The 20260-nt window shown below is 52.6% G+C and carries 19 protein-coding genes; 9 read left to right on the top strand and 10 right to left on the bottom strand.

Features of this window, described 5'->3' with window-relative positions; genetic code table 11:
• Positions 1-3: 3 nt before the first annotated feature.
• On the bottom strand, positions 4-1074 hold the full coding sequence (locus QWI17_RS20335; protein ID WP_302724358.1) for an MJ1255/VC2487 family glycosyltransferase: 1071 nt from the start codon (positions 1072-1074) through the stop codon (positions 4-6).
• Positions 1074-1607 carry a phosphatase PAP2 family protein gene (locus tag QWI17_RS20330; protein WP_302724357.1) on the bottom strand — a complete coding sequence of 178 codons (534 nt, stop codon included), beginning with the start codon at positions 1605-1607 and terminating at the stop codon, positions 1074-1076. Before QWI17_RS20330 ends, QWI17_RS20335 begins: the two co-directional genes overlap by 1 nt.
• Positions 1608-1706: 99 nt before the next feature.
• On the opposite strand from QWI17_RS20330, the gene QWI17_RS20325 reads away from it, so the two are divergent.
• From QWI17_RS20325 to QWI17_RS20290, 8 genes are all read left to right on the top strand, one after another.
• Entirely contained in the window at positions 1707-2078 is a 372-nt protein-coding gene (locus QWI17_RS20325; protein ID WP_302724356.1) for a diacylglycerol kinase, read from the top strand.
• A 143-nt stretch (positions 2079-2221) separates the two neighbouring features.
• Complete coding sequence (locus QWI17_RS20320) at positions 2222-3346, top strand: efflux RND transporter periplasmic adaptor subunit (RefSeq protein ID WP_302724355.1); 1125 nt, start codon at positions 2222-2224, stop codon at positions 3344-3346.
• A gap of 12 nt (positions 3347-3358) precedes the next feature.
• Positions 3359-6490, top strand: coding sequence for an efflux RND transporter permease subunit (locus tag QWI17_RS20315; RefSeq protein ID WP_302724354.1), 3132 nt, complete (start codon positions 3359-3361; stop codon positions 6488-6490).
• A gap of 168 nt (positions 6491-6658) precedes the next feature.
• A complete protein-coding gene (locus QWI17_RS20310) occupies positions 6659-7765 on the top strand; it encodes an efflux RND transporter periplasmic adaptor subunit (protein ID WP_302724353.1) in 1107 nt (368 codons plus the stop codon).
• Entirely contained in the window at positions 7758-10886 is a 3129-nt protein-coding gene (locus QWI17_RS20305) for an efflux RND transporter permease subunit (protein WP_302724352.1), read from the top strand. The genes QWI17_RS20310 and QWI17_RS20305 overlap by 8 nt, the downstream gene beginning before the upstream one ends.
• A gap of 54 nt (positions 10887-10940) precedes the next feature.
• Complete coding sequence (locus tag QWI17_RS20300) at positions 10941-11252, top strand: BolA family protein (protein ID WP_302724351.1); 312 nt, start codon at positions 10941-10943, stop codon at positions 11250-11252.
• A gap of 141 nt (positions 11253-11393) precedes the next feature.
• Entirely contained in the window at positions 11394-12341 is a 948-nt protein-coding gene (trhO, locus tag QWI17_RS20295; RefSeq protein ID WP_302724350.1) for an oxygen-dependent tRNA uridine(34) hydroxylase TrhO, read from the top strand.
• A 111-nt stretch (positions 12342-12452) separates the two neighbouring features.
• Positions 12453-12821, top strand: coding sequence for a hypothetical protein (locus QWI17_RS20290; RefSeq protein WP_302724349.1), 369 nt, complete (start codon positions 12453-12455; stop codon positions 12819-12821).
• Here QWI17_RS20290 and QWI17_RS20285 read toward each other — a convergent pair.
• The 4 genes from QWI17_RS20285 to QWI17_RS20270 all read right to left on the bottom strand — a co-directional run bounded on the left by QWI17_RS20285 (position 12811) and on the right by QWI17_RS20270 (position 15892).
• On the bottom strand, positions 12811-13344 hold the full coding sequence (locus QWI17_RS20285; RefSeq protein WP_302724348.1) for a hypothetical protein: 534 nt from the start codon (positions 13342-13344) through the stop codon (positions 12811-12813). The genes QWI17_RS20290 and QWI17_RS20285 overlap by 11 nt on opposite strands.
• A gap of 238 nt (positions 13345-13582) precedes the next feature.
• Positions 13583-14164, bottom strand: a complete 582-nt coding sequence (locus tag QWI17_RS20280) for a DUF4202 domain-containing protein (protein ID WP_302724347.1) — start codon at positions 14162-14164, stop codon at positions 13583-13585.
• On the bottom strand, positions 14155-14913 hold the full coding sequence (gene fnr, locus QWI17_RS20275) for a fumarate/nitrate reduction transcriptional regulator Fnr (protein WP_302724346.1): 759 nt from the start codon (positions 14911-14913) through the stop codon (positions 14155-14157). The genes QWI17_RS20280 and fnr overlap by 10 nt, the downstream gene beginning before the upstream one ends.
• Positions 14914-15100: 187 nt before the next feature.
• On the bottom strand, positions 15101-15892 hold the full coding sequence (locus QWI17_RS20270) for a glutaminyl-peptide cyclotransferase (protein ID WP_302724345.1): 792 nt from the start codon (positions 15890-15892) through the stop codon (positions 15101-15103).
• 138 nt (positions 15893-16030) lie between these two features.
• Here QWI17_RS20270 and QWI17_RS20265 point away from each other — a divergent pair, with 138 nt between their 5' ends.
• On the top strand, positions 16031-16675 hold the full coding sequence (locus QWI17_RS20265; protein WP_302724344.1) for a DUF502 domain-containing protein: 645 nt from the start codon (positions 16031-16033) through the stop codon (positions 16673-16675).
• An 11-nt stretch (positions 16676-16686) separates the two neighbouring features.
• On the opposite strand, the gene QWI17_RS20260 is transcribed toward QWI17_RS20265, so the two are convergent.
• The 4 genes from QWI17_RS20260 to QWI17_RS20245 form a co-directional block, all read right to left on the bottom strand.
• Positions 16687-17082, bottom strand: a complete 396-nt coding sequence (locus QWI17_RS20260; RefSeq protein WP_302724343.1) for a late competence development ComFB family protein — start codon at positions 17080-17082, stop codon at positions 16687-16689.
• Positions 17083-17222: 140 nt separating this feature from the next.
• Entirely contained in the window at positions 17223-19256 is a 2034-nt protein-coding gene (mnmC, locus tag QWI17_RS20255) for a bifunctional tRNA (5-methylaminomethyl-2-thiouridine)(34)-methyltransferase MnmC2/FAD-dependent 5-carboxymethylaminomethyl-2-thiouridine(34) oxidoreductase MnmC1 (RefSeq protein WP_302724342.1), read from the bottom strand.
• Positions 19253-19774, bottom strand: a complete 522-nt coding sequence (gene fldB, locus QWI17_RS20250) for a flavodoxin FldB (RefSeq protein WP_302724341.1) — start codon at positions 19772-19774, stop codon at positions 19253-19255. Before fldB ends, mnmC begins: the two co-directional genes overlap by 4 nt.
• Positions 19771-20217: a flavodoxin domain-containing protein gene (locus QWI17_RS20245; protein ID WP_302724340.1), complete on the bottom strand. Its 447-nt coding sequence runs from the start codon at positions 20215-20217 to the stop codon at positions 19771-19773. The genes fldB and QWI17_RS20245 overlap by 4 nt, the downstream gene beginning before the upstream one ends.
• Positions 20218-20260 lie beyond the last annotated feature (43 nt).

The raw sequence follows: 20260 nt of genomic DNA, 5'->3' as shown, positions 1-20260 counted from the left end.
CTGCTAGACTTGGCTCATGGCAGGGGTCAATTCGGGGCAATCCAGTTTGTCTATTGCGACTTGACTCCACAGTGTCTCGCTTAATTGTGGCAAGTTCTGCGCGCCATCCTCTACCATCCACTCGGCGATAGCCTGTGCGACATTGGGGTAGTGCAACGGGGCAGGCTTGGGCAGTGTTAGCCAGTGGCGAATAACCTTTTCGGTTATTTTATCGGTGGTGGTGGCATAGCCCAGCGCCTGCAGCGCCAGAGCATTGGATTGTTGCTCCATTTGTTTGCGTACCGGCTCGACCAGTAACTTTTTACCCAGGGTGATGGCTTCACTGGGTAATTCAAACCCCGCGCTACACATAACTCCCTCAGCCGAATGCAGATCGCTTTGGAAACCTTCACGCGAAAACGGGCGAAGGTGTACATGGCCCCGGTCTTCTGCCTGCGTAAATTTGTGGTACACGTAAAATTCGTGATCTACCAAAGGCTCTAGCATTGGCAAAAAATCGTCGACATCGGCAAATGGAAGATACACAAGTATCTTGCCTTTTTGGACCGTATTGGGGTGGCTGGAAGGCTCCACGATCGGTGGCAGTAAGGGCTGATCAAAATGATGCCAATGCACACCTACCGCCGTGTCAATGGGGGCAAACCAGTGCATAAACGTATCGGTAAACACATTATTGGCTTTTTTGGGAATGGGGTGAAGAAACGCACATTGGTGGGAAATGCCAACCGAGCGCACACCTTGCAGGCGCGCCGCCCACGCGGTTACCGGTTCGAAGTCACTGACGATTAAATCATAATCTTTGGCGTTAAGCGCTAACGCATCGCGGCGCAGCTGCAAAACATTGCTCTTCATAATGGTCTTGGGCATATTGACCTTGCCCTTTTTGGCCTGCAGCGTCATACCTTGATAACAGCGAAAGTCACCGAACGGTTGCATGTCAAAAAAGTCTTCACGCGCGCGCCCGGAAAATAACCAGTCGACCTGGACGTCGAGCGTGGCAAAGGCCTTTGCCATAGAGCGGGCGCGGGTTAGGTGACCATTGCCGGTGCCTTGGACGCCGTACAGTATCTTCATTACATCGTGCCTATTAAATAGTATGAACCTGCAATCGCGCAGCTGGTACCGAGCAGTGCACCGGCCAGAATATCCGTCGGGTAATGCACACCGAGCAAAACCCGGGAAGCGCCAATTAGACAAGCCCCTATATACGCCGGCAGGCTAAACATAGGGTAGAAAGAGCTTATCAGGAACGCGAATACAAAAGCGGCAGCCGTGTGCCCCGAGGGGAAGCTGAACTTGTCCGATGGTGTGATCCAGCTTTCGAAAGTGTCAATGTTCACCGCTGGTCGATTGCGCTTGAACACGTTTTTCATAACCAGGTACAGACTGACGTCCAATGCATAGCAGGCCAGCCCCACCTTCAGGAACAGCACGCTATTGGGGGCGTCCAGGGCAATGAGCGACAGCGCAATGGCTACATACAAGGGACCATCGCCGCAGCGTGAAATCCAGCGCACGGTCCGACGATAGCGGAAACGTTTGGTTACGTGCAGCCAGACAAAAGCTAATGTGTCGATCTGGTGGACTCTTTGCAAAAAAGCATTCATAGTTTCCCCCCGCTAGCGGCGGTTTCTTGTTCGATTGGCTAAGGAATACCACTGCACTATGACGCTTATATGACATATTTTTGATGGAGTTATGACAGAATGAAACCGGGAAAAACTGGGTTGACCCGGGTCGCCCACGCCTGCGTATATTCGTTGCAGGGTTTAAACGCCGCCTGGAAGTATGAAGCGGCGTTTCGTCAAGAAGTATGGATGGCGCTGATTTTACTGCCGGCCGCGTTCTGGTTGTCCTCCAGCCACATAGAGCTCATTTTGTTGATTGCCAGTGTTTTTTGGGTGCTGATCGCTGAGTTGATTAATTCTTCGGTGGAGGCTGTGGTGGACAGAACCGGCTCTGAAGTGCACGAATTGTCCGGGCGCGCCAAAGACATCGGCTCGGCTGTGGTTATGCTATCGTTGATATTGCTGGGTTTGGTTTGGGGAATTGTGGCGTTCGAGCGTTTCTTCGGCTGAGTGTGAGGCATCGGTAGTGCCCGTCGGGGGCGCAAGGCGTGCAACTATGCATTACTTAAAATTTGTTTAAGACAGGAAGGTTGACTATGCGTAGCGTGGTGGGGCAATTCGCAGTAGGTCCGGGCATATGGTGCGGGGCGCTCATGTCAGTCATCTTGATGGGCTGTTCAAAGTCGCCTTCTGATCCGGTCTCGGCACCCCCGCCCGCGGTTGGTGTGTACCAAGTACAAGAGCAGCCCGTGGGCACCTACCGGGAGTTCGTCGGGCGCAGTGAAGCGCACCGCACTGTTAGCTTAAAGGCGCGTGTGGAAGGCGAACTGATCGAGCGCGGTTTTGTCGAGGGAGCATTGGTGCGCGAAGGCCAGCTGTTGTTTGCCATTGATGATGCCCCCTATGCAGCGGCTTTGCTCTCTGCGCAAGCGGAGCTTGAGCGCGCTGAAAGTGAAGTCGAGCGCACCCAGGGTGAATATGAACGAGGCAAGCAGCTGGCACCCGACGGCTACCTTAGCCAGCAAGATCTCGACCAGCTCAAAGCCGCCGCTAGTCAGGCGAAATCTGCGCTTAAGGCCGCTCAATCGGCGCTCACCTCCGCACAAATAAATTTGGATTACACCCGTATTACGGCACCCTTTAGCGGTGTTATTGGTAAAACACGCTATAACGTTGGCACCATCGTCGGTCCGGCGAGCGAGCCACTGGCGGAGCTGAGTGACTCCGACCCTATCTATGTCAACTTCCAACTGGAAGAGAGCGCCTATATCTCCTATCTGCAACAGCGCCAGCGCGAAGGTAAAGCGGATCAGGCGCCGCCGATTGATATCGGGTTGCGTTTGCCCAACAATGAAAAATACGCGGAAAGCGGCACCCTAAACTTTGCTGATACTCGCATTGATGCTGCGATGGGGGCCGTTAATTTACGAGCCGAGTTCCCCAACACTTTAGGCGTCATCGTACCCGGGCTTTACGTTACGCTGATCGTTGAAGGCCATCAGAAAGAGAACAAAGCCATTATTCCCCAAAGCGCGGTGCAATCAGGTCAGGATGGTTACGCGGTTTTAGTGGTAAATGGGGAGCAACGTGTGGAGCAGCGGTTAGTTAAACTCGGTCGTCGAATCGGACCCTTGTGGGTGGTCGAGTCCGGCTTACAGGCGGGGGATCAAATTGTGGTTGACGGTCTTCAGAAAGTGAGGGCTGGTATCACCATTAACCCTATATTGCAGCAGGTGGATCCGGTGACTGGAGCCATGTCACCCCTTGATGCCGAGTAACTGGGTTGCGTTATGATCAGTAAAACATTTATTTACCGTCCAAAATTTGCATTCGTTATATCCATCGTTATTACTTTAGTGGGCCTGCTGGCCCTTAGTGCGTTACCTATCAATATGTACCCGCAATTGACCCCGCCCAAGGTAAATGTGTCGGCGGTCTATCCTGGCGCTAGTGCTCAAGTGGTAGAAGAGGCTTTGTTAAGGCCGCTTGAGGAGCAAATCAACGGTGTTGAGGATATGCTTTATATAGAATCTTCAGCATCTAACAACGGTTCAGCCGCCATTACCGTGACATTTGCCACGGGTACCGATGTCGATATGGCGCAGGTTAATGTGCAAAACCGTGTTGCGCTTGCTGAGCCTTTTTTGCCTGAAGAAGCTAAGCGCCAAGGCATAACGGTGCGCAAGCAATCCACCGATATGCTAATGGGCATTAATGTCGTTGCCCGCGAGGGTAGCAAGCATATCGATAATATTTTCCTCAGTAACTACGCTACCAACAACTTTGTTGAGCCATTGGCTCGGGTGCCAGGGGTGGCCAAAGTAGAGGTTATGGGGGGAATGTCTTACGCCATGCGATTGTGGCTAAACCCCGAACGCATGAGTGTCCTGAATATTACTGTCGCGGATGTAAGCGCAGCGCTTAGGGAGCAAAATGTTATTGTTGCCGCAGGTAAACTGGGGCAAGCGCCAGTGCCCGACAGCCAGCAATTTGAATACAGCATTCAGGCACAGGGGCGTTTAATTGAAGCCAAAGAATTTGGCAATATTATTTTGCGTGCTGATGCCGACGGCGCACAGGTGCGAATGCGAGATATTGCGCGGGTTGAGTTGGGCTCGCAAAATTACGGTGGAAAAGCCAGGCTAAATAACTCACCAACCGCATTTTTAGTGGTGTATCAGCTGCCCGATGCCAACGCGATCGCGGTTGCCAAAAATGTGCGTGCTGTGGTGGCAGATATCAGTGCGACAATGCCGGACTCTCTAAAGCATTTTATTCTTTACGATTCCACTCGGTTTATAGAGCGCTCGATTAAAGAAGTGGTGATCACTTTAGTACAAGCGGTTGTCTTAGTCATTCTGGTTGTATTTGCTTTCTTGCAAAATTGGCGAGCTACCATTGTGCCTTCAATTGCTATACCGGTATCTTTGATTGGCACCTTTGCCTGTATGCTGGCTTTAGGTTACTCCATCAACACTATCACTCTGTTTGGGTTGGTGCTTGCCATCGGTGTGGTCGTTGACGACGCCATTATTGTTATTGAAAATACCGAGCGAATTTTGCACGAGGAGAAGTGCAGTGTACGTGAGGCCACGCTGAAGACGATGCAACAGGTAACCGGACCTGTGATTGCAACCACTTTAGTACTTCTTGCGGTTTTTGTACCGGTTGGATTTATGCCAGGCATTACCGGCGAGCTCTACAAACAGTTCTCCGTCACCATTTCTTGCGCGGTTATTATCTCATCAATTAACGCACTGACGTTGAGCCCGGCACTGTGCGCCGTTCTACTCAGGCCTGATAGCAAACCTGTGATCTGGATGGCACCGTTTGAACGCATGCTCAGCAAGCTAACGCGAGGCTATCAGGCGACTGTTGGCGGTATTTTAAAGCGCGCAGGCCGAATGGGACTTGCGGCCGCCTTATTGTTTGTAGGGTTGGCGGTTATGGCCATAAAACTGCCAACAGGCTTTGTGCCCCAGGAAGATCAAGGCTACCTATTTTTAGATGTTCAGTTGCCGGATGCGGCCTCCAGTGTGCGCACCGACAACTTAATGGATAAAGTTTCTGAAATTGTTCTGGCGCAGCCAGGTGTGACCGATGTCATTAGCGTGTCGGGTTTTAGTTTGCAAAGTGGTTCTGGTTCCAACAACGGTTTCGGTATCGTTGTGCTGGATGATTGGGATGCGCGCACCACAGCTGAAGTGAGTCTGCGTAGCATTATTGCTCAGTTACAGGCAAAGCTTTGGCAGGTGCCGGAGGCTCGGGTAATGGTATTCAATTTGCCGGCTATTCCCGGTCTTGGTACCTCCAGTGGTTTTGAGTTTCAATTACAGGATAACCGCGGACGCACGCCGGCTGAGCTTGCCCAGGCGCTGAATGGCCTAGTGTACAGCGCTAACAGTGACGCGGACTTGGACCGTGTTTACAGTACGTATCGTGCTAATGTGCCACAGTACTTCTTAGATGTGGATCGCGCTAAGGCAAAAGCACAGGGTGTGGCCATAAGTGAAATTTTCGCTACCCTGCAGACTCATCTGGGTTCACTTTACGTCAATGACTTCTCGCAATTTTCTCGCACCTATCGGGTAATACTGCAGGCTGACAGTCAATACCGTTTGGCACCAGAAGATTTACAGTACTACTTCGTTCGCAACAGTGCTGGGCAGATGGTACCGATTCTGACATTGGTGAGTATTAAACCGATATTGGGGCCAACAACCATTAACCATTTCAACCTGTACCGCTCCGCCAAAATCAGTGGTGAAGCGACGACAGGTTTAAGTTCCGGGCAGGCGATTAAGGCAATGAGTCAAGTGGCTGAGCAGTTACCCGAAGGTTTTACCTACGAGTGGTCCGGGCAGTCCAAGCAGGAGATTGATGCCGGCAATTTAGCCCCGCTATTATTTGGCCTGGCTTTGTTGTTTGTGTATCTATTTTTGGTGGCTCAATATGAAAGCTGGACAATACCGCTGGCAGTTTTGTCTGCGGTACCACTGTCACTGCTTGGGGCGTTCGGCATTTTGTTGCTGGCAGGGCTGGAAAATAATGTTTACGCACAAATCGGTATGGTTTTGTTAATTGGCTTATCGTCAAAAACCGCGATCTTAATTGTTGAGTTTGCAATGGAGCAACGGCGCGCCGGTAAATCAATATTCGACGCAGCCTTTATTGCCGCCCATTTACGCTTCAGGGCGGTATTAATGACAGCATTATCATTCGTGCTTGGTGTGTTGCCGCTGGTATTTTCCACCGGTGCGGGAGCTGCTTCACGAGTATCGCTGGGTATGACGGTATTTGGAGGTATGCTGGCGGCGTCTATTCTCGGTACCTTGTTGCTGCCGTTGTTTTACTGGTTTGTACAACATTGGCGCGAGCGTATCGGGGGGGCTGCAAAGTCGGGTCAAATGGCCATACAGTGAGCCCGATGCTATCCCGTTGCCATTTTATTTTTATACTACAATAGTATTTTTACAGTTCCTTACCGTCTGGCTATGCACTATTAGACAACTCAGTCGTACAATTGCGTAACGTCGCGGGCACACTACGGCGTATCCTATCGAATTGCGATCAAGGAATAACCCAACGCTATGCCAGCCTACGCTTTTACGTTTCCCCTCACGCCACTGTTAATGGGTGTTGGCGCACTGCTCTTGACGGCCTGCGCTAAAGACACTACCGAACAGACCGAGCGTGGCGGTATTCAACCCAAACCTGTGATTGCCGCCCAAATCACTTACAGCCCCGAGCAAGTGAACGTCGAGGCGGTGGGAACATCCCGTGCGGTGAGCTCGGTCGCCATTCGTCCGCGGGTTTCCGGCCAGGTTGTTGCGGTGAAAGTAGCTCCGGGGCAAACCGTCGCCGCGGGTGATGTTTTGTTTGAACTTGATAATCGCAATGAAGGGTTTGCCCTGCGCAATGCTCAGGTCGAGCTGGACGACGCTAAGCGACTGCTGAGACGATATCGACAAACTAAAGACAGTGGCGCCGTTACCCAATCAGCGATAGAAGATGCCGAAAGTGCAGTGGCTCGGGCGCAAATAGCGGTTGAGCGCGCCGAAGTTGAATTGGAATATCGCTCAGTACTTGCACCTTTTGCCGGTATTGTCGGATTAACTGATACTGATTCCGGGGCTTGGGTAGATACAAATACGACATTGACGACGCTGGATGACCGCAACCGCTTACTGGTGACATTTGTATTGCCAGAATTATTGCTGGGCGAGATCAGCGTTGGCCAGTCAATTGAAATGTCCACCTGGCGCAAACAAACGCTTGTCGCGTCGGGTAAAGTTGTGGAAATTGACAGCCGCGTCGATGCAGACGAGCGCACATTTAAGGTGCGCGCCCACGTGCCCAACCCGGATGATCGGTTGCGCCCAGGCATGAGCTTTCGGATTTCTTTAACCCTGACCGGTAACGAGTACGCTTTGGTGCCGGAGTTGGCTTTGCAGTGGGGGCCTCGCGGTTCGTTTGTGTGGGTCATTGTCGATGGTGTGGCCGAGCGCCGGGTAGCGACAATCGTGCAGCGCAGAGCCGGTAAAGTGTTGGTCGATACTCAGTTGCCGGATGGAGCGCTAGTGGTGCTAGAAGGAATCCAGATGGTTCGCGAGGGACTTCCTGTCAGCATTGCCAAAGTCGTCGACGTCGAAGGCGTGCCCGTTGCCATGGGTGGTGTAGAGGTGAGTGGTGAGTGATTTACCGCAAGAGCTGCACAAAGAGGATATAGCCAGCCTCAGTATTCGCCGCCCGATTCTGGTTTTGGTGTTGAATTTACTTATTGCCATTGCCGGTATCGCTGCCATTATGGCGGTAGAAGTACGCGAGTTGCCCGACGTCGACCGGCCGATTGTGTCGGTTCGCGGCTTCTACCCGGGCGCTTCGCCGGAAACCATGGATGCTGAGGTCACCAGCATCGTTGAGGGGGCCGTGGCGCGGGTGTCGGGTATTCGCAATATCCGATCCTCCAGTGAAGAAAATAACATGCGTCTGCATGTTGAGTTCTCGCCGACCGTCGACCTCAATACCGCTGCCTCAGATGTGCGCGAAGCCGTGAGCAGAGTAGAGCGCGACCTTCCGCCAGATATTGAGTCGCTTACGGTTGTTAAAGCGGACCCCAACGCTAACCCAATTATAAATCTGGCGCTGGTGAGCGAAACGCTCGACGAGTTACAAATGACCCGGCGTGCGGAAAAGGATTTGATTCCGGAGTTAGTCTCTATTGACGGTGTGGCCGATGTGGTTGTCTACGGTCAACGGCAAAAAGTACTGCGAGTGGTCATGGACCCAATTCGCCTTGCCAGTTTTGGTTTGTCGGTGACAGACGTCGCTAATTCACTGCGCCAGGCACCGTTTGATGTGCCCTCGGGCAGCTTCCGTTCTGGCGATCTGGAATTGTTGGTGCGCGCCGATGCCTCGGCTGTTACCGAGCGGGCGATCAGCGATATTATTGTGCGTAACAACACCCGTTTGGCCGATGTCGCGCAAGTATTTTTCGCCCCGGAGGATGCGTCTTCCTATGTCAGGCTCAATGGCTTACCCGTGGTAGGGCTTGGTGTGGTGCGCCAGTCGCAATCCAATACGTTGGATATTGCCGCCAAGGTGCACGCGGCCGTGGAGCGGATCAATACACGCTTTAGTGACTTCGAGTTATTGGTTACCGAAGACAGCTCCAAGTTTATTAAAGGTTCCATGCGCGAGGTGCTGATCAGCATGTCGCTTACCGTCACCATTGTTATCTTGACCATCTGGCTATTTATTGGCTCTTTACGCGTGACGCTTATCCCCTCTGTGGCTATTCCGGTTGCACTGATCGGCACAATTGCCACTATTTGGGCGATGGGGTTTTCGTTAAACATTCTGACGTTGTTAGCTTTGGTACTGGCGACGGGCCTGGTGGTCGATGATGCCATTGTCGTGCTGGAAAATATCCAGCGTCGTCGACATCAAGGCTTAGGGGCGCGTGCCGCGGCGGTACTCGGTACCCGGCAAGTATTTTTCGCGGTTATCGCCACTACCGCCGTTTTGATTTCGGTGTTCGTACCTGTTGCAATGTTACCCAGTACGGCGGGGCGCTTGTTTCGCGAGTTTGGGTTTGTTCTGGCGTTTGCTGTGGCCATCTCGTCTTTTGTTGCTTTGTCGCTGGTACCGGCGATGGCAGCGCGAATCGTACCGGAGAAAAATGGCAAATCGCATCCGGTGCGCAACCGACTGCAAGCTTTGGGTGACCGTTTAGCGGGGTTTTACTCGCGCTCTTTGACGAGGGCGTTGGAGTTGCGCTGGCTCGTGGTGGCGTTTGCACTGGCGGCGATCGGCGGCGCGGTATTGGCGTATAATCAGGTGCCCCAAGAGCTTCTGCCGCAAGAAGATCGCGGCGTTATTTACGTCAATGCCACCGGTCCCGATGGTACCGGGTTGGAATACACCGAGCGCCAAGTCAACGCCATGGAGCAAAGGGTGCAGCCCCTGCTGGATTCTGGCGAGGCAACTCAGTTGTTTTCCGTGGTCGGGCAATGGGACCCCAACCGGGGTCGGGTCATTCTACCTTTGGCGGACTGGGATAAAAGAGAGCGCTCTCAGCAAGAAATGATGGCGCAAATAGAGGGGCCGATGCGTGAGATTCCAGGTGCTTTCGTACGGGTTTCCGGTTCTAACAGTCTGGGCCTTTGGAATGGCGGCGGGGGTGTCGACATTGCATTGGTCGGTAGTGATTACTACGAGATTTTTGCCGCCGCTGAAGTTTTCGCCCGCGCCATCGAGGATCAACTGCCGCAGTTATCGGACCCCGATATTAACTTTCAGCCCACGCAGCCGCAATTGGCGGTCACCATTGACCGGCGCCGGGCGTCAGAGCTGGGCATTCCATTGGAAAATATTTCCACAACCTTGCGCGCCATGGTCGATGGTTATGATTTGGTGGACCTTTCTGTTGCCGACGAAGCGATTCCGATTATTCTCGAGTCTTCCGGTGATCAAATTGACGACCCGGGTGATTTGGTCAATTTGTTTGTCAGTACCCGCGATGGGCGTTTACTGCCTCTATCATCGGTAGTGACTATCACTGAAGAGGCCGTCGCGGCTGAGCTGGATCGCCACAAACAGCGTCGCGCCATTGAGATTGATATCAACCTGGAGGACGGCTACCCGTTGGCCTCGGCTGTAGCAGATTTGCGTCGATTGGCCGAAACTGAGTTACCCGCGGGAATCGGGCTAATCTTTCTGGGTGAGGCGGAAACGCTCGATGAAACCTCTAAGGAGGTTGCCATGACCTACATTATTGCCTTAATCGTGGTGTTTTTGGTGTTGTGCGCGCAGTTCGAAAGCTTTACCAGTGCGGCTATTGTTATGCTAACCGTACCTTTTGGGGTTGCTTCGGCCATATTTGCACTGCTGCTCACCGGCATCAGTATCAATGTTTATTCGCAAATTGGGTTGGTGATGTTAATCGGCCTTATGGCCAAAAATGGCATTTTGTTGGTGGAGTTTGCCGATCAATTACGCGATCGCGGATATTCGGTGCTAGATGCTGTTCAACATGCGGCTAAAGTACGACTGCGTCCGATATTTATGACCATGATGTCTACCGTCTTTGGTGCGCTACCGCTGATCCTAAGCACGGGGCCCGGAGCCGAGGCTCGCAATTCAATTGGTTGGGTTATTTTTGGCGGCTTGGGTTTAGCCGCTGTTTTCACGCTGTACCTGACCCCGGTGGTTTACGCGCTGGTCGCACGCTGGACCAAACCTCGTGCCGAGCAAGGTGATAGGCTGGTGACAGAACTGGAGCAGGCGCAGGGTATTCCCGATCGCCACGAGAGCTAAGGATGCAATGCTATAATGGCCTTTTTAGGCGCCCGGCCGCAGATGAGGAAGGAAATGAAACCTGTGCAGACCAGTATTGAACATGAGCTTAAGCAGCAGTTTTCGCCAGTGCTTTTGACCGTAGAAAATGAAAGTCACATGCACAGCGTGCCGCCCAATTCAGAGACGCACTTTAAGGTCACGCTCGTCAGTGATCAGTTCGAGGGCAAGCGGTCAGTGCAAAGGCACCAGGCTGTATACGCGGTACTCGCCGAGCAAATGGCCGGGCCTGTTCACGCGCTAGCCCTGCATACTTACACCCCCGCTGAATGGCGCAGCGCACAAGTGCCCGAATCACCGAATTGCCTTGGTGGCGGTGGCAAGTAGCGGCGCAAGCTAAAGGAAACACTCTTTGAGCTGTATCAAGTATCGGCCAAAAAAACTGGCTGTATAAAAAACAACCCGTTATAATCCTGCCCCCGCCGTTAACAGCGGCACAAATGATCAACCAGAAGACCATAGACGACCATGAGCCAAATTGTTGTTGCTGCAATGTACAAGTTTGTCGAGTTACCTGATTTCGAAGCCTTGCGTGAGCCTTTGTTGGCCGAGTGCGATCGCTTAGGTATCAAGGGAACCCTATTGCTGGCAGCCGAGGGCATCAACGGAACCGTATCCGGAACTCGTGATGGCATTGATCAGTTGCTGGCTTACCTGCGCGGTGATCAGCGTTTCGCTGACATAGAGCATAAAGAGTCGGTATATCACGATAAGCCCTTCTATCGTATGAAGGTGAAGCTCAAAAAAGAGATTGTGACGATGGGCGTAGAGGGGATTGACCCTCAGCAAATCGTGGGCACCTATGTGAAGCCCAGTGAATGGAATGAGTTAATCAGTGATCCGGATGTGGTTGTTGTCGATACCCGCAACCACTACGAGTACGCTATTGGTACTTTTGCCAATGCGGTCGATCCAAATACCGAGACTTTTCGCGAGTTCCCCGCTTACGTAAAAGAGAATCTGAACCCACAAAGCCATAAGAAAGTTGCCATGTTTTGCACCGGCGGAATCCGCTGTGAAAAGGCCACAGCTTATATGAAGGAGCAGGGGTTTGATGAGGTCTACCATCTTGAAGGTGGTATTTTAAAGTACCTTGAAGAAGTGCCTGCGGAGCAGAGTTTGTGGCAGGGTGAGTGTTTTGTTTTTGATAATCGAGTAGCGGTGGATCACGAGCTTAAGCGTGGTCAGTACGATCAGTGTTTCGGTTGTCGCTTCCCGATTACCGAAGAAGAAAAGCAGTCAGAGCACTATATGAAAGGCGTGAGTTGCCCTCGCTGTTATGACAAATTGAGTGACGAACAAAAGATGCGTTTCGCCGAGCGGCAAAAGCAAATCGAACTTGCCAAGGCGCGCAATGAAGAGCATATTGGGGCAGAACCACCGGCGCGCCAAACTAAGCGCGCCCACTCCGGTTAGGTTGTCGCAATACTGTCATTTTAAGGCGCTATGCTTTGCGGTTTGGTTGGCATAGTGTGTAGGATGGGGTGGCCAAACCTCACGTATATTAGCAAGCAAAGGGCAATATCGATGGATTTTGATTGTTGGGATGTGAACCTTGCGGCGGGTGTTGCAAGCCATGCGAGTGGCTGCACTATTCGAGTTGAAGGCGACCCGAGCAACCCCTCTTCGGTTGACCCGGCGAATTTCCCCAAATCAATGAACTTTCTGGATCAGGCCAGGTTGCTGCGGTGCGGTGTCGAGGCTTTGGCTGCAGCTGCTCGCGAGGGCGGTTATCAGCCGTCATCTGCCGCGAATACGGGTGCAACGGTTAAAAGCCGCACGGCTAAATCGCTGGAAGAAAAAGCGCGCCTGTTTGCCGAAAATCCCGACAAACCTAAGCGCGCTGTATTGTCCTTAAAGCGTAAAAAGACGAGCGAGCCTGAAACTAGCGATTAACCAGCTGGCCACGCAATTGCAAATCGGTGCGGTGCTGTTCGAGCTGCTGCATCATTTGATCGAAATCTTGCTGGGCGATGTCTAGCCCGTTGGTCACAATCACCTCTTTACTGCCGTTATAGACGAGTCCATTCAACTCTTTTGACACCTTATCGATAGCAGCGAATATTTTATCGGTGGTTGCTTTGTCACGGAAGATTCGCCCTTGATCCGTCAAACGCAAATAATCATCACACTCTACTAGCCACTCTTTGCGCTGGTCTAAAAGCTTGCGGATGTTGTTCATGCCGCCTTTGTGGCCACCAGGTAGCTGAGATGTACGGTACTTCTCTAAACTGCCGTAGTCTTGAAGTAGAAAGTCGGCTCGCGTGGTGCGGCAAAATTCGGCATCCAGATAACCGGGAAAGCTCACGCCATGCTCTTGTTCGGCATTGGCTTTCTTACAGGCTTCATCACAGGCGAATGCTGAACTACCTACAACAGCAAGAAGCAATATTGCGGCTTTGACTGCTAGATGTTTCATAGGCAAATACCCTTATTGTCATTTTTGTTATGTAATTCACACTTTTGGTATAAAGGAATCCTCTTCTTAGGTCAAGTGTTTACAAAAAAATGCCTATTTTTATACGATTTATACGAATAATCGAGCAGATTCATAAGAAATAGTTTTAAAAATGCCTCTATGGGAAACATAAAGGCATGTTGTGCTCGGCAAGCGTAAAGAAATTTTAAGTGCTGTAAGTTGCGAGCGATTGTGTCGACTAGGGGCTAAGCGCTTTAGTGATAAGCGCCAACATAGGCTCCGGAAGCGCAATTTTAAGGGCCGCTTCGTGGCCCGCCTCAGACATTTTATTCCAGGTTTTTTGAATAATGCTGATTAACTTAGGCTCGTCATGTTTAGCGGCAAAGTCTTCCAGGTAATAGCGAATAAATACCAGACAAATCACATCCTCTAAAGCCTGCACATCAGGGTCGCGCTTGAGGCGTTTTTTCTGCAACATGTCCGCTACGGTTTGGCAGTCCTGATCACTGTAGCCATTGGCCTGCATGAGTTCGGAGGCCCGTTTGGCGTGATGCATGCCAAGTTCTGTACGCCACTTTTTGTAGCCGGCCCGATCCATTGGGTAGTCAGAGCGTGGCAATATCCAGCGCTCAATATGCTGGGCCCTGGCGGCTATTTGCAGCAGTTCAGAGGCCTCGGGCATAAAGTTGTTTAGCTCTTCGGTCATGCGCACACCGTATACCAGCTCTTTAACACTGCCGTCGGCCTCGCGGTTTGGGTCGCCGCTGTTGATTGCATCGTTCGCGGTGAATACAGATTGCGCTTGGGGGCTCAGCGGCATGTTTCGTCTCCATTTTTATGAGTCAAAGCGCGCAAAGCGAGCATCTCGGTAATGACTATATCTTTGCGGTTGGCACTGACTATGTTTCGTTTTTGCAAGCTGCTAAACACGCGGCTGACCGTTTCCAACGTGAGACCAAGAAAGTTGGCCATATCACTGCGGGACATTGGTAAGGTAAATTCCTGTGCGGATAGCTGGTGGCGTTCGTAGCGCGCTGACACGCTCAGTAATAGTGAGGCCACACGCGCCTCGGCTGAGGTGCGCCCCAGTAGATTAAATTGTTTTTGGTCCGAGTTTATTTCGCGACTCAGCAGTTGCAGTAAGTTGCGTTGCAGTCCTGGCACCTGACGGCTAAGGGCTTCCAGCCGATCAAATGGGATCGCACAAACGGAGGTGGTTTGCAGGGCAATGGCACTGTTGATGTGAATATTTTCAGCCGGCCCATCGAGCCCGACCACTTCACCCGGAAGATAAAATCCAGTGACCTTTTCTTCGCCGTCACGGCTGCTGCTCCAGGTTTTAATGGCCCCTGAGCGAATCGCGTATATGGCTTTGAATGGGTCGCCACTACGATAAAGATTGTCGCCTTTTTGCAGGGGTTTTCCCCGCTGCACGATAGAGTCGAGTTTATCGATGTCAGAAAACTCAAGGCTCAATGGCAAACAGATACTGTTCAGCCGACAATCATTGCAATGGGTATAAACCTTACTGTGAGGGGCTGTACAAATTCGCTGCTGATGTTGATTCATTGTGCAGATCGACCTCAAAATCTCGGAGACACACGGGTTGACGTCCAGTTTACGCGAATCGACTGTTTGATTTAAGTCAAATACTCAGAATAAAAGCAGATAGTCGCGCAGGGTGCGATTTATGGGTAGATGATCGATATAAAGGCCGGCAAGCCTTGGTTGCCGCAAGGGGGAGTGGCGAGTTTGGTTAATGTTTTTCCGGTAGTTGGATAGAAAGTCGGTATAAGTGGTCCCAGCGCTTACCGGTTACCCAGTAATCACCGGTGGCGGTATCGAACGCAATACCGTTTAGGACGTTGTCGCGCGAGCTGGCTTTCTCGTGCTGAGCCAAACTGGCTAGATTTATCGACCCCTCGACCTCACCGCTGTCGGGGTTTATGGCAACAATGGCGTCACTCTGCCAGATATTGGCCCAGATAAAACCTTGCGCGTATTCCAGTTCGTTGAGGTTGCGCACAGGCGTATCGTTCCAGGTGACCTCTAGCGTGTGCTTAAGGGCAAAGTCGCCAGGGCGGTGAAAAAATAAATGGGCGCTACCGTCGGAGCGAATCAGGTGCTCGCCATTGTTGGTTAAGCCCCAGCCTTGCCCTGTGTATTTAAATTCACCAATGGTTTTTCCGGTTTCCGGGGCGAGACGCCAGCCGGTAGACTGGCGCCAGCTGAGTAAATATATCTCGTCGTTTATAACGCTGCTGCCTTCGGCAAACACCGGGGCGGGCAGGTCGGTACGCCAGCGCTGTTTGGCTAAAAATGCCTTGGGATGTTGACGGCGCTCAATAAATGATTGTCCCACCAAGCCACTGCTGTGAATCAAATCAGTGCCGTAAAATTCCAGTCCCTGAGTGAATGCAGGGGAACGCTTTACCGATTCAATGAGTGTGAACTCGAACTCGGGAGCTACCTTGGCGGCGTAACTGCAGCTGATGCTCGCCAACAGTACTGCGACCAAGCCTGTAAGTTGAATAGCGCCTCGTAACAATTTCCTTTCCCCTGAGTGATCTGGCAGTTCATAATACCGATTAATTTCGCTGAGGCCAGTGTTGTGTGCCGTTGCATTGTGGTGGCGCGGTTACGCCTGACTCAAATCGTTAAACCCACAGTCTGGCAGGATCACAGTATGTCGCGTTTACGCTCGTTTGTTACATTGACCTTGTTGGGTGGTCTGACCGTTGTTTTGCCCATCACCATTTTTTTGGTGTTGCTGCAGTGGTTAGTGGGCGTGATTGACCGCTCCATTGCACCCATCAGCGATTGGCTGGCGGAATATGTGACCGTGAGTGAGCATATGGCCGATATGTTGGGCGTGGGGTTGATTCTCGCCACCTGCTTTCTTATTGGATTGTTGGTAAAAACCGGAATAGGCCGTTGGTTGCATCGCAAAGTTGACGCCTTGCTTTCCAGGCTCGCGCCTGGCTATAGCACTATTCGTGAAATGGTAGCGCAAATAATGGGCGGTGAAGACAACGCTTCGCTGTTAAATGGCAAGGTGTGTCGCGCCTATATTATGGGGCACGCCAGCCCTGTGTGTGTTACCGGAATTGTAACGGCCGAGCACGAGCACGGAGGGTACACCGTCTATGTGCCCACTGCTCCTGTGCCTACCTCGGGGTTTGTATACCATTTGCCGGCAAATTGTGTGGAGTTATTGCCCGATATCAGTGTGGAGTCGGCAATGCGTACGGTCATTGCGTGCGGCAGTGGCTCGCAAATTATTATGGCTGACGCCGCTGCGCCCGAGGCCTGTTCGGCAACGGTGAAGTAGAAGTAAACGCGCTAGCCCTTTTTGACGTTTTTCGATTTGGCTTTAGCGCGGGTTTTCTTGGCCGGTTTTTTAGTTTCGGTCGCGCTGGGTTCAGGCTTCTCGAGATTGTTCTCGCGCTCAGTGACGTACACAATGGCATCGTTGACGGCCATCGTGACCTTATCTTTCATTTCCTCCAGCTCTTGCGGTGAGGTAAAAAAGGTCATATCCACATCGTAGCGAATGTACCGCGGTGGCAGTCGGTTGAGGGCCACGCAGGCGACGTCGGCAATAAAGTCGCGATCACCGTCGCGGGCGCGTTCGCTGGCCTCGTAAATAGCTTCCACTACGCGTTTCTCGTAGTAATTGTGAATCGTATCCAGCTCGTCCTGACTGATAAACGAAGAGTGTCCGGGGTAGGCGAGCATAGTCTTCTCTCCTTATACGCAAGGTTATTTGCCTGAGTATAGACGCTCGCTCGACGTATCGCACAAATGTGCGCTGGCGAGAGCGCAATCGCACTAGCTGGCTGATGAAAAACCCCTTACGTACTTAAACTCTCAGCCTACTAGGTCTGACCGCGAATAATATCCCGCAGTAGAAACCGTGCCGGGTGCAGCGCGTTGGCCAATGGGCGCCCCAGAGCTCCGGGTTCGCGGCCAATTACGCTGGCAAGCTGCTCAGCGGCCAGCGGTGTATACGCCAGACCGCGAGAGCCGTGACCACAGTTGACGTATAACCCTGGCCAGTAATCGACGTCGCAGGCAATGCGCTGACGAGCATTTTTACCGAGCTCGGCAAAATCCCGCAGCAGGTGATCGCCGTTGGCAACCGGGCCCACCAGTGGAAGATAGTCCGGGGTGGTGCAGCGGAACGCCGCGCGACCGGGCAGCGGTGTATTGTCGGTAGGCGCCAGCTCTTGATGCAGTGCCGGACTCAGTGCCTGCAAGTGCTGCAAGTTTTCGCTGTGGTCGGCATCGTTCAGTTGCAGCGATGTTGCCCCGAGGTTAAAGGTAGCCCCCATGCAGTGCTGGCCGTTGTGGCTGGGGGCAATGTAGCCACGCCCGCACAGGGCTGTGCGCAAGGCCTCAGTTGCCGGTGTCGCGTTTAGATAAGTCACTTGCCCGCGAATGGGTTTGAGCGGTAAGTAGCTGCATTGCTCGAACCTTTTGACCGTATGCGCGCACGCCAGAATCACCACGGGTGCCCGGGCAACAGTTTGTTTATCGCTCAAGGCTTGCCAGTGTTCGCCGTTGTGTTGGATTTGGTCGATATCCGTATGACTTTTAAGGCTAATATTGGAGTGCGAGAGCAGGGCGCGGCATAGCGCTTGGGGGTCAATCCAGCCGCAACCTGCAAAATAAAGCCCGGGGCTTTGCACCGCAACGCCAGCTAACTCGCTGGCTTCGGTACTGGTTACCGTGCGGCAAAGTTCGGGTTCTCCCAGAGCACTGACAGTACGGTGGAAAGCGGCGGCTTTTTTGTCGCTCTCGGCCAGCTGAAGCAATCCCGTGCGCGCGCCAATTACCGGGTTCTTCCAGTACTCTTGGTAAAATCTCTGGGCATAGCCCAACGCGGTTAGATTCCAGAGTGGCAGAGTTTCTGCCCGGTGGCTGAGTTTGGCGTAAAGCAGACCTTGCGGGTTGCCGGAGCCCTCTCCAGCGGCGCAGGCGTTGCGCTCAATCACCTCTACCCGCCAGCCCCGCTCAGCTAATGCACGGGCGGTATGGCAACCTGCCAGCCCTGCACCAATCACCATCGCCTGCTTCGCCCCATGGGCGTGGGTTGCCTGCTGCAGGACACTGACAGCCCCTTCGGCCAGCGGCGTCGTTTCGAACTGAGCGGGTTTAGAGGCGTAAGTTGCTCGCAGCATTTCTCGTTTGCGGCCAAAACCCGGCACCTTAGCAATATCGAAGCCGGCACTGCTCAGGCCGCGCTTGACGATACCGGCGGCGCTAAAGGTTGCGGCCGTCGTGCCTGGGCCGGATAAATCAGCGACGGTCTTAAATAGAGCGTCACTCCACATTTCGGGGTTTTTACTGGGGGCAAAGCCGTCGAGAAACCAAGCGTGGACACGAAATCCCGGCTGACAAAAATCGCGATCGATACTGGGCAGTAGCTGCTCAAAGCCCTGCGCTGCATCGTCAATAAGCAAGGTCAGACTCACTCGCCCGAAAACAATGCGTTGAACGCTTCGTCCTAGATAGCAGGGATACTGTGTTAGTAATTGCTCACTTAATGGCGCCAGCTCGGGCCATAGTGCCAGTGCCCGGGCTAAGTCTGGGCGGCTAAGGGGGTGCTTTTCTACGCTGATAAAGTGCAGGCGAGCCTGCTTGGGTGCCGTTTTAAGCCACAGTGACCAGGTCGCGAGAAAATTGAGTCCGGTGCCAAAGCCGGTTTCGGCAATGGTAAAGGTGGGTGGCAAAGAATTGGTCGAAAGTTGTCCGAAACGACGGGGTAAATCATTGCTATCGAGAAACACGTGGCGTGTTTCGGCCAGACCATTGTGGCGAGAGAAGTATACGTCGCCAAAATGCGAGGACACCGGCTGGCCATCTGCGCCCCATTCAATGGCGGCTAAATCTGCAGTTTGTACGCTCACAAGCCAAATTCATGGGTGATCTGCGCGCACCAGGTGGTGATGCGCTGCTCGGATAGATCGAATTCGTTCTCATCGTCCAGAGCAAGACCAACAAACTGTTGATCGTCGTTGATCAAAGCCTTAGAGGTTTCAAAGTCATAGCCTTGGTTGGGCCAGTAGCCGCAGGCAATGGCGCCCAGTTTAACGACCTTGGCGTGCAAATAGCCCATGGCGTCGAGAAACCATTCGGGATAGCCAATCTGATCGCCTAAGCCATAGAGCGCGACTTTCTTACCCTGCCAGTTAATGTGATCAAGGTCGTCCCATATTTCGTCCCAATCTTCTTGCAGCTCGCCGTAGTCCCAGGTGGGAATGCCGAGTATGACGCAGTCGTAAAACTCTGCTTCAACAATGGGGGTATCGGCAATATTAAAAACGTCGACCTTAGCCTCACCTAGGATTTGGCGAATTTTTTCGCCCGCCATTTCGGTGTAGCAGGTAGAGCTGCCGTAAAACAAAGCGATGGGGGCTCGTTTCACAATTGCGCTACCCAGGTTGGCAACCAGGCTTTGACGATTTCGTTGGGGTCGTCGCCACTGCAGGCGTCCAGTACTAAAGGCTCACCGACTCGCACAGCACCGACGTCCTCGAACGCCGCGTCAATAGCTCGCCCGGCTTCGCCAAAGGTGGCGTAACTGCTGTCGCCCAAATTAATCACACCATAGTGGCGCCCTACAATGGCGGGGAATTCGCGGGTCAAACCCAAATACAGGGGCTGTATACTGCCTGGCAAATCGCCTGCACCCGTATTCGAGGTGCAGATTAGAATAATATCATCGGGGCTGTCGGTCAGATCCGATACCTCTGGCAGTGGGTTAACCACGGCGTCAAACCCGGCGTCATCGAGAATGTCTTTGGCCGTAGCCGCGACTGACTCAGCGGTTCCCATCTCCGATCCCACCATGATTTGAATGCGTGCCATCGTCTGTTTCTCCGTCGGTAAAAGGGCGCATGATAAAGCTTTT

This window comes from Gilvimarinus gilvus (genome assembly GCF_030518155.1).
Taxonomy (GTDB): Bacteria; Pseudomonadota; Gammaproteobacteria; order Pseudomonadales; family Cellvibrionaceae; genus Gilvimarinus; species Gilvimarinus gilvus.
The sequence above is the reverse complement of the archived record's forward strand: the minus strand, read 5'-3'. Positions and strand labels throughout refer to the sequence as shown.